The sequence below is a fragment of the Pseudomonas sp. WJP1 genome (assembly GCF_028471945.1).
In the GTDB taxonomy this organism is placed as follows: Bacteria; Pseudomonadota; Gammaproteobacteria; order Pseudomonadales; family Pseudomonadaceae; genus Aquipseudomonas.
Genome location: NZ_CP110128.1, coordinates 5061592 through 5077499, shown reverse-complemented (window position 1 = coordinate 5077499; position 15908 = coordinate 5061592). Strand labels below are relative to the sequence as shown.

At 59.8% G+C, this 15908-nt stretch carries 18 protein-coding genes and 1 tRNA gene; 10 read left to right on the top strand and 9 right to left on the bottom strand.

Annotation, left to right across the window (positions count from 1 at the left end; translation table 11 throughout):
* Positions 1–72 precede the first annotated feature (72 nt).
* The 3 genes from queD to OH720_RS22880 form a co-directional block, all read right to left on the bottom strand.
* Positions 73–429, bottom strand: coding sequence for a 6-carboxytetrahydropterin synthase QueD (gene queD, locus OH720_RS22890; protein ID WP_008056290.1), 357 nt, complete (start codon positions 427–429; stop codon positions 73–75).
* Between the two features lie 75 nt (positions 430–504).
* The gene (locus OH720_RS22885) at positions 505–1584 is read right to left on the bottom strand and encodes a patatin-like phospholipase family protein (protein ID WP_272603001.1); all 1080 of its coding nucleotides are present in this window, start codon (positions 1582–1584) and stop codon (positions 505–507) included.
* Positions 1585–1687: 103 nt separating this feature from the next.
* Positions 1688–2389: a murein L,D-transpeptidase catalytic domain family protein gene (locus tag OH720_RS22880; protein WP_008056298.1), complete on the bottom strand. Its 702-nt coding sequence runs from the start codon at positions 2387–2389 to the stop codon at positions 1688–1690.
* An 82-nt stretch (positions 2390–2471) separates the two neighbouring features.
* Between OH720_RS22880 and OH720_RS22875 the strand changes: the two genes are divergently transcribed.
* The 3 genes from OH720_RS22875 to OH720_RS22865 all read left to right on the top strand — a co-directional run bounded on the left by OH720_RS22875 (position 2472) and on the right by OH720_RS22865 (position 5923).
* Entirely contained in the window at positions 2472–4226 is a 1755-nt protein-coding gene (locus OH720_RS22875) for a L,D-transpeptidase family protein (RefSeq protein ID WP_272603000.1), read from the top strand.
* Between the two features lie 102 nt (positions 4227–4328).
* Entirely contained in the window at positions 4329–5117 is a 789-nt protein-coding gene (locus tag OH720_RS22870) for a 6-hydroxymethylpterin diphosphokinase MptE-like protein (RefSeq protein WP_272606504.1), read from the top strand.
* A 146-nt stretch (positions 5118–5263) separates the two neighbouring features.
* Positions 5264–5923, top strand: a complete 660-nt coding sequence (locus OH720_RS22865) for a ribonuclease T2 (RefSeq protein WP_272602999.1) — start codon at positions 5264–5266, stop codon at positions 5921–5923.
* On the opposite strand, the gene OH720_RS22860 is transcribed toward OH720_RS22865, so the two are convergent.
* Positions 5924–6397, bottom strand: coding sequence for a hypothetical protein (locus tag OH720_RS22860; protein WP_272602998.1), 474 nt, complete (start codon positions 6395–6397; stop codon positions 5924–5926).
* A gap of 209 nt (positions 6398–6606) precedes the next feature.
* On the opposite strand from OH720_RS22860, the gene OH720_RS22855 reads away from it, so the two are divergent.
* From OH720_RS22855 to OH720_RS22845, 3 genes are all read left to right on the top strand, one after another.
* A complete protein-coding gene (locus tag OH720_RS22855) occupies positions 6607–8178 on the top strand; it encodes a sensor domain-containing diguanylate cyclase (protein WP_272602997.1) in 1572 nt (523 codons plus the stop codon).
* Positions 8179–8301: 123 nt separating this feature from the next.
* Positions 8302–9708, top strand: a complete 1407-nt coding sequence (locus tag OH720_RS22850) for a DUF1254 domain-containing protein (RefSeq protein ID WP_272602996.1) — start codon at positions 8302–8304, stop codon at positions 9706–9708.
* Between the two features lie 207 nt (positions 9709–9915).
* Positions 9916–10206: a hypothetical protein gene (locus OH720_RS22845; RefSeq protein ID WP_272602995.1), complete on the top strand. Its 291-nt coding sequence runs from the start codon at positions 9916–9918 to the stop codon at positions 10204–10206.
* 61 nt (positions 10207–10267) lie between these two features.
* Here the strand turns inward: OH720_RS22845 and OH720_RS22840 are convergent, their stop codons facing one another.
* Positions 10268–10576 carry a hypothetical protein gene (locus OH720_RS22840; RefSeq protein ID WP_272602994.1) on the bottom strand — a complete coding sequence of 103 codons (309 nt, stop codon included), beginning with the start codon at positions 10574–10576 and terminating at the stop codon, positions 10268–10270.
* A gap of 155 nt (positions 10577–10731) precedes the next feature.
* On the opposite strand from OH720_RS22840, the gene OH720_RS22835 reads away from it, so the two are divergent.
* Entirely contained in the window at positions 10732–11526 is a 795-nt protein-coding gene (locus OH720_RS22835; RefSeq protein ID WP_272602993.1) for an exodeoxyribonuclease III, read from the top strand.
* 96 nt (positions 11527–11622) lie between these two features.
* A complete protein-coding gene (locus OH720_RS22830; protein ID WP_272602992.1) occupies positions 11623–12450 on the top strand; it encodes an arylamine N-acetyltransferase family protein in 828 nt (275 codons plus the stop codon).
* Positions 12451–12513: 63 nt separating this feature from the next.
* Here OH720_RS22830 and OH720_RS22825 read toward each other — a convergent pair whose 3' ends face one another.
* Positions 12514–12837, bottom strand: a complete 324-nt coding sequence (locus OH720_RS22825) for a BrnA antitoxin family protein (protein ID WP_272602991.1) — start codon at positions 12835–12837, stop codon at positions 12514–12516.
* 3 nt (positions 12838–12840) lie between these two features.
* The gene (locus OH720_RS22820; RefSeq protein WP_008056316.1) at positions 12841–13122 is read right to left on the bottom strand and encodes a BrnT family toxin; all 282 of its coding nucleotides are present in this window, start codon (positions 13120–13122) and stop codon (positions 12841–12843) included.
* A 255-nt stretch (positions 13123–13377) separates the two neighbouring features.
* On the opposite strand from OH720_RS22820, the gene OH720_RS22815 reads away from it, so the two are divergent.
* Positions 13378–14895 (top strand): nucleobase:cation symporter-2 family protein, encoded by a 1518-nt coding sequence (locus tag OH720_RS22815; RefSeq protein WP_272602990.1) that lies wholly within the window; start codon positions 13378–13380, stop codon positions 14893–14895.
* 144 nt (positions 14896–15039) lie between these two features.
* On the opposite strand, the gene OH720_RS22810 is transcribed toward OH720_RS22815, so the two are convergent.
* Positions 15040–15115, bottom strand: a tRNA-Asn gene (locus OH720_RS22810).
* A gap of 230 nt (positions 15116–15345) precedes the next feature.
* Here OH720_RS22810 and OH720_RS22805 point away from each other — a divergent pair.
* Entirely contained in the window at positions 15346–15576 is a 231-nt protein-coding gene (locus OH720_RS22805) for a hypothetical protein (protein WP_272602989.1), read from the top strand.
* Here the strand turns inward: OH720_RS22805 and OH720_RS22800 are convergent.
* Positions 15573–15782, bottom strand: coding sequence for a hypothetical protein (locus OH720_RS22800; protein ID WP_272602988.1), 210 nt, complete (start codon positions 15780–15782; stop codon positions 15573–15575). The genes OH720_RS22805 and OH720_RS22800 overlap by 4 nt on opposite strands.
* Positions 15783–15908: the final 126 nt, after the last annotated feature.

Below are 15908 nucleotides of genomic sequence, written 5' to 3'. Positions count from 1 at the left end.
TTGGCGGATGCGAGGGCAAAAGCATAGGCATAAAAAAACCACCGGTCTCGGTGGTTTTTTTGATCGATTGGCTCACTCGCCGCGATAGATGCACCCGCTGGTGCAGGTCTCGTGAATGCGGATGGCGCTCAGTTCCGGCAGCAGCGGCTTGAGTTCAGCCCAGATGAATTTGGCCAGCACTTCACTGGTCGGATTCTCCAGGCCAGGAATATCGTTCAGGTAGTTGTGGTCCAGGCGCTCATACAGCGGCTTGAAGATTGCCTTGATTTCCGAGAAGTCACGAATCCAGCCGGTATGCGGATCGAGGTCGCCACTGAGGTGGATCGCCACTTTGAACGAGTGACCGTGCAGGCGGCCGCACTTGTGGCCGTCCGGGACGTGGGGCAGGCGGTGGGCGGATTCGAAGGTAAATTCTTTGAAGATTTCCACAGTGGTTTCAGCTCTGTTCAGGTGGCGATCGCCGCAGCGATGTGGGCAGGAGGCGAGTTTAACAGCTTGTCCTGACTAAAGGGTCAGCAAGCGTTCGGCAAGACGACCGTTGGCCGTCAGTTCGAGAAACTCGTCGCCCAGGCGGCGGCTTTCATCCATCGTCGTGCGCCAGTATTTCTGACGGCTCGGGGCGTCGCCCATGAAGCGCTTGAAGTCATTGCGATCTGGCAATTTGCCATAGGGCAGACGCGCCAGGTACTCCTTCGATGGCGCCAGCAGCAGCACATCCTGCAAGCGTGCAGGGCAGGCGCGGCGCCACGGCAGGGTCTTGTCGAACCAGCCGGGAATCACCCGGTCGGTGAAGTGCGGATACAGCACGATGTCGTTGCCGCTGTAGGGCAAGTCCAGGTGATAGTCCAGCAGGCCGCCATCGCGGAACGTGCCCGCGCCGGCACCGGGCAGGTCGCGCACGCCTTCCATCACCATCGGGATCGAACCCGAGGCCAGCAGGGCCTGGCGTAGATTGGAGGCGTCCAGCGCGACGAAGCGCGATGGAAAGTCGTTCAGCGGGTTGACCGGCGGTGCCAGGCGTGGGTCGTGGATGATCAGCCGTTCGAAGTGCCGGGCCAGCCGCGCACGCCCGCGCAGGTTGTCGGCGATCACCGCCGACAAGCCCAGTCCCAGGCGGCCGCGGTGGTCTTGCGCGAGCAGGCCGTGGCTTTTCACCACCATGATGTTCAAGCGGTAGTGGGGGTTGTCGAGCAGGCTCGCGTCACGGCCATCGAGCAGATCATCGAGCATGCGCCGTGAGCTTTGGCTGATCTGCGCCATGGTCACGCCTTTGGCGAAGTTCTGTTCGGTATAGAGGTGGCCCAGGCGCCGCAGGCCTTCGGCGGCATCCGGCAGGCAGGCGCTGGCAAAACGCCAGGAGCCCACCGAGGCGCCGATCAACGAGCGTTCGCGCGGCGCCGCTGGCAGCCATTCGCCGAACAGTGCCAGGTCCAACCCCTGAATTCCCAAGGCTTTGGGACCGCCCGCGGCACCGGGTAGCGTGCCGACATCGGCGGCGCTCAAGCCCCGCTCGCGAATGCGTGCCAGGGCCCGGGCGCCGGCCTTGAGGGTCAGGGAGGGGAACTTGATATGGATAGCGGTCATACCGGTCTCGAATGCGGGCGAACGAGCGGATTATAAGCGCGTGGGTGACGCAAATTCCGTGATGCCGTGCCCGCCTTTGGCAATGACCGCTTTAATAGACGGTTTATTGGCGTGAAGTGACTTTGTCCGACGAGGCCACCGTGCCGCTGCCGCAATTGATGTACGAAGAGGATTTCAGCCAGCGCTGGTCCGGGTAGTAGGAAAACAGCAGCTGCCCGTCTTTCATCGAGTCAATCAAGCGGTGGGCGATGGCCGGCCGGACTGCCGGGCAGCCGAGGCTCCTGCCGATCCGGCCGTTGGCGCGCGCCAGTACCGGGCTGACATAGGGCGCGCCGTGAATCACAATGGCCCGGTCGAAGGCGTTATCGTTGAAGCCGGGCTCCAGGCCTTCCATGCGCAAGGAGTAGCCGTTCTGGCCTACGTAGCTCTGTTGGGTGCGGTACAGGCCCAGGCTGGTGGCGAAGCTTTCATTCTGGTTGGAAAACTGGGTCGCCATGTTTTCGCCGCTGTTGCGGCCATGGGCGACCAGTTCGTGGAACAGCAGCTTGCGTTTTTTCAGGTCGAATACCCACAGGCGCTGTTCGGTCGAAGGCAGGGAATAATCGATCACTGCTAGTCTCTGTGCCGGAGCCGCGCCTTGGGTGCGGGTACACTGTGTTGCGCGAACCGCCAGGGCAATGACCTTGGCATTGGCGTTTGGAGCAGCTTTGGCCAGCGCGACTTCGAGCGAATCGGCGTAGGCTGATGGAAGGAAAGCCGACGTCAGCAACAGGGCTGTCAGTGAGCCAAAGCGAAGTAGCGCCATAAAAATGTCTCATCAGGAATATGTCGAGTCTAGCAGCGAGTTGAACGCTAGCCCTTTGATTACAGGCGATTAAGGATTATCCATGGGTCAATTAACAAGGTTATTCGTCATAAGCCGTGCATTTTTTATGGTCTTTCTGATCAGCGGCACTGCTATGGGTGAAACTTCGCCGATCGTGCCGGCATCTCCGGCGCCAGTGAGCGTGCTCGGTGCTGCACCCGATGATGAGGTCGGCCAGGCAATCCAGGCGCAGCTCGAACCCTTGCAATCAGCATTTCCTCCGCTGCTGACCTCGCGTAAACATCAACGGGTGGATGTCACCCGGGTGGTTCTGGATTTCTATTCGCACCGCAATTTCCGCGCCGCCTGGATGAACGGGCGCGATGTCAGCCAATTGCTCAAGGGCCTGGATGGCACCCAGGCCGATGGCCTTGTGCCTGAGGATTACCGGGCTGGCGAACTGGCCCAGGCGCAACTGGCGTTGCAGGCAACGGCGCCGACTCCGGCGCAATGGGCGGCTTTCGATCTCGCGGCAACCCGCACGTACATCACGGCGCTGCTGCAGTTGCGGCGCGGCAAGGTCGATCCGGCACGCCTGGATTTTCATTGGAACTTCGAACCCGAGGGCGTCGATCCCCGCGAGGACGTGAATAGCTTCTTTACCGCCCTGGATGATCACGATGTCGATCGCGCTTTCGCCCAAGCGCCGCCCCAGGAGGCGGTTTATCGCAGCCTGCGTGAGAGCCTTGCGCAATTGCGCAAGGTGCGCGATGCCGGCGGTTGGCCGAAAGTTGCCGAAGGGCAGTCGCTCAAGCCCGGCATGGACAATGCCGCGGTCAGGCAATTGCGCGCGCGCCTGGTGGCGGCCGGATACCTTGACCCCCACAAGTCCAAGCGTACCGATTACGACGACAGTGTCATTGCCGCGGTGAAGAAGTATCAGCTCGAACAATACCTCGGCGCCGATGGCGTGGCAGGGGCAGGGACACTGGCGGCACTGAATGTGCCGGTTGAGGCGCGAATCGACCAGGTTCGGGTAAACATGGAGCGTGCGCGCTGGTTGCTCTATAAGCTGCAAGGCACTTTTGTCATCGTCGATATCGCCGGCTACAAGGTCGCGCTGTACCGCGACGGTCAGCCGATCTGGCGTTCCCGGGTGCAGGTCGGCAAGCCGTTTCGCAGCACGCCGGTGTTCCAGTCCGAAATTACCTACGTCACGTTCAACCCCACCTGGACCGTGCCGCCGACGATTCTCGTCAAGGATATGCTGCCCAAGATCCAGCAGAATCCGGGCTACCTCGCGGCCAACCGGATTCGCGCTCTGGATCGGGAAGGCAACACGCTGGATCCGTCGACCGTCGACTGGTCCAATGCGCGCGGCATCACGTTGCGCCAGGACGCCGGCCCGGAAAACTCGCTCGGGCAGGTGGTCATCCGGTTCCCCAACGACTATGCGATCTACCTCCACGACACCCCGCATCGCGAGCTGTTCGCCAAATCCATGCGTGCCACCAGTTCCGGCTGCATCCGGGTGGAGAACCCGTTGCAGCTTGTGGAACTGCTGTTCAACGACCCTGTGCGCTGGAACGCGGCGGGTATTCAAAAGCAGCTGGCCAATGGCAAGACCCAAAACATCAAGCTGCCGGTCAAGGTGCCTGTGCTGCTGGCCTATTGGACCGTAGACCTGAATAATGACGGACGGGTAACGTTCAAACCGGACGTTTACGGTTACGATTCCCCGGTGCTGCGACTCTTGAACCAGCCTTCCAAGTTGCCCGCGTTGGAGTTGCAACGTGCAGAGCCATCACTGGTCGTGACAGGTCAAGACAAGTTGTAGTCATGGCGCCTTATGGCAAGCCAGGTCGGGGGAATGCATTGAAACTATGGAAATGAAAGCGGGTCGCAGTTGATTAAATTAACAGGGATAGGGGCATTGATGATGGATGTTGCCGACAAAAAAACGACACTCAATACGGGGGCGCTTCGGGTGCACGACCTGGATGAGTGTCGCAACATTCAAAAGGGGCCAGTGTTTATCGTGGCCTCGGGTGCATCGGCCAAAGACTTCCCGTTGCACAAGTATGTCGACGTTCCAATGATCACCATGAACGGCGCCATTTCGAAATTCACCGGGACGGGCATCAAGCCGTACTTTTATGTCTGCACCGACCAGGGTTTTTCCGAACAACAGCCGCAGCTGTTCACCGAGGCCATGCGCATCAGCGAGCGGGTTGCGCTGTTCGAAAAACATGTCTGGCACACCTCGCTGAAGCCTGAGGGCAAGCTGTATTTGTTGAACCGGGCACCCAGGCTGTTGTGGAGTGATTTTTTCAGGACCGACAAAGAGCTTGTCAGGGTCCGCAAGCTGGGCAGTAGCCGGAACAAGACCCTGGGTTTCAGCAAGAACCTCAAACGTGGTTTTTTTGACGCTCGTACCGTCGCCTACCTGGCTTTGCAGCTTGCCTACCACCTGGGATTCAACCGGGTGTTCCTGGTGGGCGTGGACCTGAACCCGACAGCGGGGCGTTTCTATGAAGGTCCAGGCGGGTTCGTTTCTCCCTGCGCGCTCGATCATCATTTTGAGACGAGGATCCTGCCGTCGTTCGAGATCCTGTCCAAGCAGGTCGTGAACGAGGATTTTCAGGTCTACAACCTGTCCGACGTCTCGAAAATTCCAGCGCAAGTGATTCCCCGCATAACCCTGGCAGAACTCGACAGGTTGCTCTGAATCGTTCGTTTGCACGGCATTAATCATTTCGAATCACTCTCGTGGTGCGAAAGCGTCCGTGGCTGTGCCAAAGTACCGGCTTTTTTCGACCGGCCCATCGTCGCCCGATGATATTGGCGGTCAAGCCCGCCCGCAGGAGCGTGCCGATGAACAGACTTAACGCCGTGGTCGCGCTGATCGTGCTGACGTTCGCCAACGTCGGCCCGAGCAGCGCCCGGGATTCAGGAAGCACCAGGCCTCAATCCGTGGCGGGGGTGTTCGACTACTACCTGTTGGCGCTGTCCTGGTCACCCACCTACTGCCTGACGCATCGTGACGATGCACAATGTTCCGGCAAAGGCTATGGCTTTGTACTACACGGCCTTTGGCCGCAATACACCCAGGGTGGTTGGCCGAAGTCTTGCGGGCCGAGGGTGAAACTCTCGCCAGAGGAACGGGCGAAGGGCTTGATGCTGTTCCCGTCGCAGAAGCTGCTCGATCACGAATGGGCCAAGCACGGCACTTGCAGCGGCCTCGGCGCCATCGGTTATCTGGAGGCCTCCGACAAGGCCTTGGGCGCGGTCAGGATTCCTGAGCAACTGCAACCGTTGAGCAGCACCCATTATTTTTCAGCCCGGGATATTGCGCAGATGTTTCGCCAGAGCAATCCAGGGATGGCGGAAGATGGCATTGTGGTGATTTGCAACGGGCCGCAGTTATCCGAGGTTCGGGTCTGCATGGACAAGGACCTGGCGTTTGCCTCTTGCGGCAAAGGTGTGAAGACACAATGCCGCGCCGGGGAAATCCGGGTTCCGCCTTTGCGGTGATCAACCGAGCGCCAATCCTGCCTGTACTACCGACAGCAGATTGTTTTCAGTCAGCGCCACCGCATCCGGTCGCGGTGTGGCTTGCTCGATCACTTGTAGCCACCAATGTGTTGCGCCGTGTTCGTCCACGGTGCGCAGCAAGGCCAGTTCATTGTCGCTGGAGTGAATTTCGACACGTCCCTCGCCATCCGCCGTGAAGCGTTCAGTGGGGTCGAACGTGATGCTGTGGTGATTGCCGGTGATCACCAGTTGGTCGATGGCATAGTCGAAGGTGTCACCCTGCGGGTGGCTCTCGAACACGTGAGTGGGGTTGCGCCGCAGGACCAGACCGGCCTCGGTCAAGGGCTTTAACCAGGCATCGATCCGGTCATACAGCTCGTTGACCTGGTCCGGCCAGCTGTCGATGGCCTGATCGATCAGGCTGGTAGGCCGGGTGTGTTTCAGTTTTGCAGCCAGCTCGTCTGCCTTGCTCATTTCAGTTCCCTGTCGTGGTGTAACACTCATCGTAGCTCCTTGAGAGTGATGCGGCTGTTGTCCTGCGTCATGCCTCCGACGACTTCCAGAGGCGGGGGTAATCATTTGGCATTTGCTGCCCTTTTCTCGAGGGTAACACCGTAAACTTGGCACACAAAATCAGGAGGCATGGGGGGTTGCTCGTGCCTTGTCCTTTCAGGGAGCGCTTTTTGCCAACACGCCTTGATGACCTGTACCACGCCCAGGGCGTTGCCTTGAAACGCATACCGCTGCGCAAGGCCGCGGTGTTGTTTATCGGCACGGTGTGCCTGTGCCTGTGCGCCTTGCTTGGCTTGCAACTGGAACAATCCCGTCGCCATGACTTGAGCCAGGCCCAGGTCGCTTCGTCGAACCTGACGCGGGCCATGGCACAACAGGCACAAGACACCTTCATGCAAGCCGATCTGGTGCTGACCAGTCTGGTGGACTGGATTCAGGCCGACGGATCCGGCCCGGCCCAGCGTCCGCGCTTGCAGAAAACCTTCGCCCGGCGGGTGCAGGTGCTGGGGCAATTGCACGGCATCCTGTTGTTCGACCAAAAGGGCCAGTGGGTCGTCACCTCGTTTGAAGCACTGCCTCGCGGGAACGGCGTGGCGGATCGCGAATACTTCAAATTTCACCAGCAGAATGTTTCAACCGTCGCGCACATCGGCCCGGCCATCCGCAGTCGGGAAAATGGCGAATGGATCATTCCGATCTCCAGGCGGGTCAATGACAGGAATGGCCAGTTCCAGGGGGTGTTGCTGGCCGGGATCAAGATGTCGTACTTTGAGCGGTTCTTCAAAAGCTTCAGCATCGACGACAACGGCGCGATGTTCCTGGCGTTGACCGATGGCACCTTGCTGGCCCGTCGACCCTATGTACAGGCGCAGATCGGTACGTCATTGGCCAAGGGGGAAATCTTTCAGAACCTGCTGCCCCGGGCGACTTCCGGCAACGCGATGTTCGCCTCCGAGATGGACTCGATTGTCCGCCTGCATGGTTATCGGCAGTTGGAGGCTTACCCGCTGGTGGTCTCGGCGGCGTCGTCCCGGGACTCGATCCTGGCAGACTGGTACGACACGGCGTTTCGCTCCAGCGCCATCGTCGTGCTGGTTATGCTGGGCATCGGACTGATCGGCTGGGTGTTCATCCGCCAGGTGCGTGTGGGTGAGCAGGTCGAGGCGGATTTGCGCCAGGCTCAGCAAGCGCTGGAGTTGATTGCCACCCACGACAGCCTGACCGGCCTGGCCAATCGCCGCTTGTTCGAACGGGCCCTCGATATCGAATTCGGCCGCGGCGCCCGGCAACAAAGTCCGCTGAGCCTGATCATGCTCGATATCGATTTCTTCAAGCGTTACAACGACACCTACGGTCACGTGGTGGGCGATCACTGTCTGGCCGAAGTGGCGCGTGCCGTGAAAAGTTGCTGCCATCGCAAGGCCGATCTGGCGGTGCGATACGGTGGCGAAGAGTTTGCGGTGTTGCTGCCTGACACCGATATCCAGGGCGCCGTGACCCTTGCCGAACAGATTCGCCGCGCCGTCATGGGCAAGAACATCAGTCATACGGGTTCGCCCAGCGGATACGTGACCGTCAGCCTGGGTTGTTATTCGTTCGTGCCGACGGGGCGCGACAGCATGGAAGTGTTCATCCAGCGCGCGGACGCGGCGTTGTACCAGGCCAAGCATTCGGGCAGGAACCGTTCGGCGACGTTGTCGATGGAGGGCGTGGCCGAGGCGCTGATGCGATCGGATCGCTGATGCCGCTGCGCGATTGCCGGTAGCCGATTGTCTGCCTGTCAGAACTTGTCCAATTGATCGTCTAGAGTTCCGATAGCTCTGCCGGCCCCGGCAGATCTCCCCATCGCACGGACGGTCGCCACTATGTCGATAACCCAAGCTTTGACCTCCATTGCCCTTATCGTTGTGTCCAGCGCGGTGTTTCCGCTGGTCAGTCAGGCGCAATCGAAAATCACCGCCGAAGAAGCGCATGCCATCGGCGTGGATGCTTACGTTTATTTTTACCCGCTGTTGACCATGGACATCACCCGCAAACAATTTACCAACATCGAGCCGGGCAAGGAGTTCGGCAAAGGCCCGATGAACATGTTCGTGAGTGTGCCTGAGTACCCGCCCGCGAGTTTCAAAGGGGTGGTGCGGTCCAATTTCGACACGTTGTATTCCATCGCCTGGCTTGACCTGACCAAGGAACCGCTGGTCATCGCTGCGCCGGACACCGCCGGACGCTTCTACTTGTTGCCAATGCTCGACATGTGGAGTGACGTATTCGCTTCGCCGGGCTGGCGCACCACGGGAACCGACGCCGCGCAGTTCCTGGTGACGCCACCGGGCTGGACCGGCACTGTGCCTGCGGGACTGAACCATCTTCCCGCGCCGACGCCCTTTGTCTGGGTGATCGGGCGAACCAAGACCGATGGTTCGGCGGACTACGCGGCGGTGCACAAGATCCAGGCCGGCTATACCGTGACGCCGTTGTCCCGGCTGGGCAAGGGCGCCGAGCCGGTCGCTGTCAAGATCGACCCGGCCGTGGACATGACGACCCCACCGAAAATCCAGGTTGACACGATGTCGGCGGCCGACTACTTCGCCTATGCCGCCGAACTGCTCAAGGTGCATCCGGCCCACAGCACCGATCAGCCGCTACTGGCGCAGATCAAGCGCATCGGCATTGAGCCAGGCAAGTCGTTCAGCATGGATGCCCTCGACCCTGAAATAAGAGCGGCCCTGGCGACTGCGCCCAAGGATGCCCAAGCACTGATGGCGTGGAAAGTGCCGACCCTTGCACGCGTGGTCAACGGCTGGTCGATGAACACCGACACCATGGGCGTCTACGGCAACTACTACCTCAAGCGCGCGATCGTGGCGCAGGTGGGGCTCGGCGCCAACTTGCCCGAAGACGCGATCTACCCCTTGAATATCGGCGATGCAGACGGCAAGCCCCTCGACGGCACGCACAAGTACGTGCTGCATTTCCCCAAGGATGAGGCGCCTCCGGTGAACGCCTTCTGGTCGATCACGCTGTACGACCCCGAAGGTTTCCAGGTAGGCAACGGGCTCAACCGCTTTGCGGTCAGCAGCTGGATGCCGTTCAAGAGCAACGCCGACGGTTCGCTGGACATCTACTTCCAGAATGAAAGCCCCGGCAAGGAGCTGGAAGCCAATTGGCTACCGGCGCCCAAGGGGCCGTTCAACCTGACCATGCGCCTGTACGGTCCGAAGGCCGAGGCGTTGAACGGCAAGTGGAATCCGCCGGCGGTCAAGCAGATGTAGGCGCGGGCAATCGAGGCAGCCGACGATTGGACGTCATCGGCTGCACTGCCGGCAGGGTTCACCTGGTTACAGGTAACCTTTCCCAATACATGCGTTCGAGCGTATGGAAGCGCTGCATTTTATGATCTGCGGTTCACATGGATCGTTTGTTGCGGGTGTGATTCTGATGCGCGTGACAGGGATATTTTATTTAAAGGATTAAGCCGTATGAGTCGTATGCAGTTTTACATAGCCAAGACGAAGACAGATCGCAACAGCGGAAATATTCTCGCTGTTTTTGCCTGTGGGAGGGACGAACCCCAATGGTGTTGGGTGCCTGCGGCGTTTGTGGTGCAGTTGATCAATCAGGGGGTGCCGTTCAACACACTGCTGAAGAGTCGTGACTACGATTATGTGAAGGGCGCCAGGGTCGAAGTACATGACGAGGTTTTTTTACGAACAGTCGTCAATAACACCCCCGGAGATAGCCTGGAAAGTCTGCCGACAATCGTCGAATGAGTTTAATGCACTGATGTTGCAAGCAGCCGACGGTGGATCATCATCGGCTGCCTTTACGCGTTCAGCTGCCCGTCCCGCCGCCAGCCCCGCCGGTCCCACCGCCGGCTGCCCCGGTGCCGCCTCCGGCACCAGAGCCACTGTTGCTGCCTGCACTTCCACTTGAAGAACCGGTTGCACCACCGTCACCGGCGTTGCCGCCCGAGGGCGAGCTCGGTGTGTTGTCCGGTGGCATGACTGGGCCGCTGGTTGCGCCGGATTTAGTGCCTGCCTCATCAGCATCAGCATCATCGCCGGAGGCGGCGAAGGTGGCCAGGGAGGCCGTGCACAGCAATCCAGCGAGAAGCAGCGAGGTGATTCTGGTGTTCATCATGGTCCGTCTCCAAAAGATGAGTCGTTACCTGAGATTGGTGTGAAGGGCAGGGCGGTTGGTGCCGGCTGGATGACGAGTGGCAGGCTACGGTGGAGCGAACACCTGGCAGGCAGCGCGGTCACACCCAAGAGGCTCAGCCAAAGGGGGCGGTGGTCATGAAAAAGCTGCGAATCGCGACGTTCAACGTCAACGGCATGCGCGCCCGCCTGCCGAATCTGTTGGCCTGGCTTGAGCGTGAGCAGCCGGACATCGCCTGCCTTCAGGAACTCAAGTCGGTCGATAGTGCGTTTCCCGCCGCGCAGCTCGAGGCCATCGGCTACGGGGCGATCTGGCAGGGGCAAGCGTCGTGGAACGGGGTGGCGATCCTGGCGCGGGATGCGCAGCCGCTGGAAAGCCGCCGAGGCCTGCCGGGCGATCCCGACGATAGTCACAGTCGGTATCTGGAAGCGGCCGTACACGGGATTGTGGTGGGGTGCCTGTACTTGCCCAACGGCAACCCGCAACCGGGGCCGAAGTTCGATTACAAACTGGCCTGGTTCGAGCGCCTGATACGCTACGCGCAGACGCTACAGGGCAGCGGGCATCCGGTGGTGCTGGCGGGTGACTACAATGTGGTTCCCACCGATCTCGATATCTACAACCCGCGTTCCTGGCTCAAGGATGCCTTGCTGCAACCCGAGAGCCGCGAGTGTTATCAGCGTCTGCTGGATCAGGGCTGGACCGATGCCGTGCGACACCTGTATCCGCACGAGCGGGTCTACACCTTCTGGGACTATTTTCGCCAGCACTGGCAGAAGAACTCCGGGTTACGCATCGATCACCTGTTGCTCAACCCGGCCCTGAGTCCTTACCTGGAGGAGGCCGGTGTCGATGCCTGGGTGCGCAACGAACCCCATGCCAGCGACCATGCGCCCACCTGGATTCAATTGGGCTCGCGCAAGCGCCGTTGATTTTTCTTGCCGGCCGATTGGCTAAATCAATTGTCGGCCGTGCCCCTTCATCCCTTATACATAGCGTCCACAGCTTGCGTGCATAAGGATCAAGCGATGAGCGAGCCACGTCTGACAAACCCTGCTGCCTACCTGCAACGCCTGGGATTCGAAGCGCCCCCGGCGCCGACGCTTGAAACCCTGCGCCTGCTTCAATTGCGTCACACCGGTGCCTTTGCGTTTGAAAACCTCACCACGCTGGCGGGCGAGCCGGTGCGCATCGACCTGGCGTCGATCGAGCAAAAGGTCCTGCGGGATCGGCGCGGCGGTTACTGCTACGAACTCAACCATCTGTTTCTGGCCTTGCTCCAGGCGCTCGGCTTCGACGCGCGGGGCATCAGCGGGCGCGTGGTCATGGGCCAGCCGGAAGGCGCCTGGACCGCGCGTACTCACCGCTTGAGCCTGGTGACCCTCGATGGCGTGCGCTACATCACCGACGTCGGTTTCGGCGGCATGGTGCCCACCGCACCGCTGTTGCTCGACAGCCTCGATGAGCAATTGACTCCCCATGAGCCGTATCGCATCGAGCAGCACGCCGACGGCTACACCCTTCGCGCCAAGGTCGCGAATGAGTGGCGCCCAATGTACATCTTCGACCTGCAGCGCCAGGAGGACATCGATTACACGGTCGGCAACTGGTACGTCTCGACCCACCCCGAATCATCGTTCGTTAAACAGCTGATGGTGGCCCGAACCGGGGAAGGGTGGCGACGTACCCTCAACAACGGCAGCTTTGCCATTCATCACATGGGGCAGGACAGTGAACGCCGGCAAGTGGCCGATGTAGAGGCGTTGATCGGCGTGCTGCAAAGCGAGTTCGATATTCGGGTGCCCACGGATCCGACGTTGATGCGCACACTTGAGCGATTGATAACGCCGCAATAGACGGTTCATCGTGCACACAATAAAGGTGCGGATTGGATCGGCCTGCCCCTTTTGCGTGCCTTATTACGGCCGGGCTTCGGGCTCCATCACCCGCTGAATTTCGCTGAGGGCTTGCGCGAGCTTTTTTTCCAGGTTTTTCAACTCAGAGGCGGTGATCCCTTTTTTCAGGTGTTTGGACGTACTGCGCTCTGCTTTGTCATGCTCGGTCAGCAACGCCCGACGCAGGGTGTTGTTGATCGCGGTCTGGTAACCGTAGCCCTCGCTCTCCGCGAGCGCGCGTGCCGCCTCGATTACGACGTCATCAAGCATGATGGTGATGCGGGTCTTGCCTTTGCTGGGGGCAATTGCCCCGCGACTGGCATGGCTGAAGTCGTACTCGTCTTTCATTGGTCAAACCTCCAGGTACTGGCGGCGCTCGTTCTTGCTGGCGAGGCGCGCGGAAATGATTCGAACGAAATTCGGGTCACGGTAGGTGTACGCCACGACCAGCAAACGACCTTTGCCGTCCAGTCCCATGATGATCCAGCGTTGTTCATCATGGTGATCGTCCTCAAGGGTCAGCGCCCGTTCATCATGGAACACTGGCTCCGTCTCTGCGAGGCTGATGCCCAGGTGCTTGAGTTTGTTGGCTGCGTTCTTGGCCTTGTGGTATTGAATTTCGAATGGCTTCATTATGCATACTTAATATGTATATGGAAGGCGGCGATCACTACCGGTGGTCACCAGGAAATCAAAATACTAGTGGGCGCGGGAGAATGGGGCGGGCGGATGTATTGCAGGGTTTTTTGCGAGGTGGAGCGCGGTGGCACACAGTCTGCATGAACGACCGTTCATAATTTGACTGGCAAGTTGTATACAACTCTATAGACATTTGTCCTGGATCTTGAATACAGTGTGCGCATAACAAAAACCAGGGAACCCCCTAACATGAAAACGCCCCATGTTTCACACCAACGGCCTGAAGATGAAAATCTCGGGATCGGCGCGAATATGGCTTACGGCCTGCAACATGTTCTGACCATGTACGGTGGCATCGTCGCGGTGCCTTTGATCATTGGTCAGGCCGCCGGGCTGTCGCCGGCGGACATCGGTTTGTTGATTGCTGCTTCATTGTTTGCGGGGGGGCTGGCCACGTTGCTGCAAACCCTGGGTCTACCGTTTTTCGGTTGTCAGTTGCCGCTGGTACAGGGCGTTTCGTTTTCCGGCGTCGCGACCATGGTGGCGATTGTCAGCAGCGGTGGTGAAGGCGGGTTCCAGTCGATCTTGGGGGCGGTAATAGCCGCGTCCCTGATCGGGTTGCTGATCACACCGGTGTTCTCGCGAATCACCAAGTTCTTCCCGCCGCTGGTCACGGGCATCGTGATCACCACCATCGGCTTGACGCTGATGCCGGTGGCGGCACGCTGGGCCATGGGTGGCAACAGTCACGCCCCTGACTTTGGCAGCATGGCCAACATCGGCCTGGCAGCGGTGACGCTGGTGCTGGTGCTGTTGTTGAGCAAGATCGGCAGCGCCACCATCTCCCGGTTGTCGATCCTGTTGGCGATGGTCATCGGTACGGTGATCGCGGTGTTCCTCGGCATGGCGGATTTCTCGTCCGTCGGCCAGGGGCCGATGTTCGGGTTCCCGACACCCTTCCACTTTGGCATGCCGACCTTCCACTTCGCGGCGATCCTGTCGATGTGCATCGTGGTCATGGTGACCCTGGTGGAGACTTCGGCCGATATCCTGGCCGTGGGTGAAATCATCGACACCAAGGTCGACTCCAAGCGCCTGGGCAATGGTCTGCGCGCGGACATGCTGTCGAGCATGATCGCACCGATTTTCGGCTCCTTCACCCAAAGTGCCTTCGCCCAGAACGTCGGGCTGGTGGCGGTGACGGGCATCAAGAGCCGTTATGTGGTGGCCACCGGCGGCCTGTTCCTGGTGATCCTCGGCCTGCTGCCGTTCATGGGGCGTGTGATCGCCGCCGTGCCGACCTCCGTCCTCGGCGGGGCCGGTATCGTGCTGTTCGGCACCGTTGCCGCCAGCGGCATTCGGACGCTGTCCAAGGTCGACTACCGCAACAACGTCAACCTGATCATCGTCGCGACCTCCATCGGTTTCGGCATGATCCCGATTGCCGCGCCGAACTTCTACGACCACTTCCCAAGCTGGTTCGCCACGATCTTCCATTCGGGCATCAGCTCCTCGGCAATCATGGCCATCGTGCTCAACCTAGCCTTCAACCACCTCACCGCCGGTAACTCCGATCAGCAGTCGGTGTTTGCAGCGGGTACCGAGCGGGTACTGCGCTATCAGGACCTGGCGGCGTTGCGCGAAGGGGATTACTTCAGCGACGGCAAGTTGCACGACTGTGATGGCAAGGAGATCCCGGTGGTGGAGTCGGCGCACGGGACGGTCGACCCGCGGCCGGTGCTGGCTAAAAGCAGCGAGCATGTCTGACCTGCATCGCGGATGAAAAAAAAGCCGATCTGTTGAATAGACAGATCGGCTTTTTCTTTGCGGATAAAAAGATTGCAGCCTTTTGTATCGAGCACAAAAAAGCCCCTGAATCTTTCGATTCAGGGGCTTTTCGATATTGCTGTCTGGCTCCACGACCTGGACTCGAACCAGGGACCCAGTGATTAACAGTCACTTGCTCTACCAACTGAGCTATCGCGGAATGGCGCCTATGTTACTGATTCAAAAAGAGAAGTCAAGCGTTTGATAGTAAAATGAGGTTTTCATCGGGACGGACGGTGGTTTATCGCTGATTGGCGGTTACCGGAATCGCTGGCGGGGGCTAACATGGCTGCCCGGAAGTGGTTCCACGCGCTGCCGGCCATTCGCCGATAAGGTACGTGCCATGACTTGCTTGACCGCCACAAAACCTCGACACAACGGGGTGTTCCCATGAGCATCGCGCAAATCAGCCTGCCCAAGGGGGTCGGCCCGCACGCCGAAAAACTGTTCGATGCAATCACCCAGGCCAGCAACGCCGATGAGTTGAACCGTGCGGGGGGGAAGGCCGAGGGTTTTGTCCAGGGCCTGGAAAGCACCAAGGCGATCAAGAGCCAGGTGGCTGAATCGCTGTACGTCGCCTATGACGATGCCGCCAGCCAGCGCGCGACCGAACTGGCTTAGCCGCCGAAGGTGATGGTGCCAAGCATCAGTTTGGCGTAGAGCGCCGTGGCACCCAACTGCACCAGCCACAGGGCCAGGCCGCCGAGAAACACGCCGGCAGCGACTTGCATCACCAGGTTGTTGCCGCGTTTGGCCGGGGCGCGGGGGATGAAATCATCCAGGTCGTCGCGATCATCGCGGTCAGCGCGTAGGTCATCGATTTTCATATCAGTTCTCGCAGTGGTTCTCGGGTGCACACAAAACCTGTGGGAGCGGCGCCGCCGCTCCCACATTTGAATTGTGTGAAGTTTAGAGGTGTGAGGCTCTGCTTTGAAAATTATCTGCGACAAATA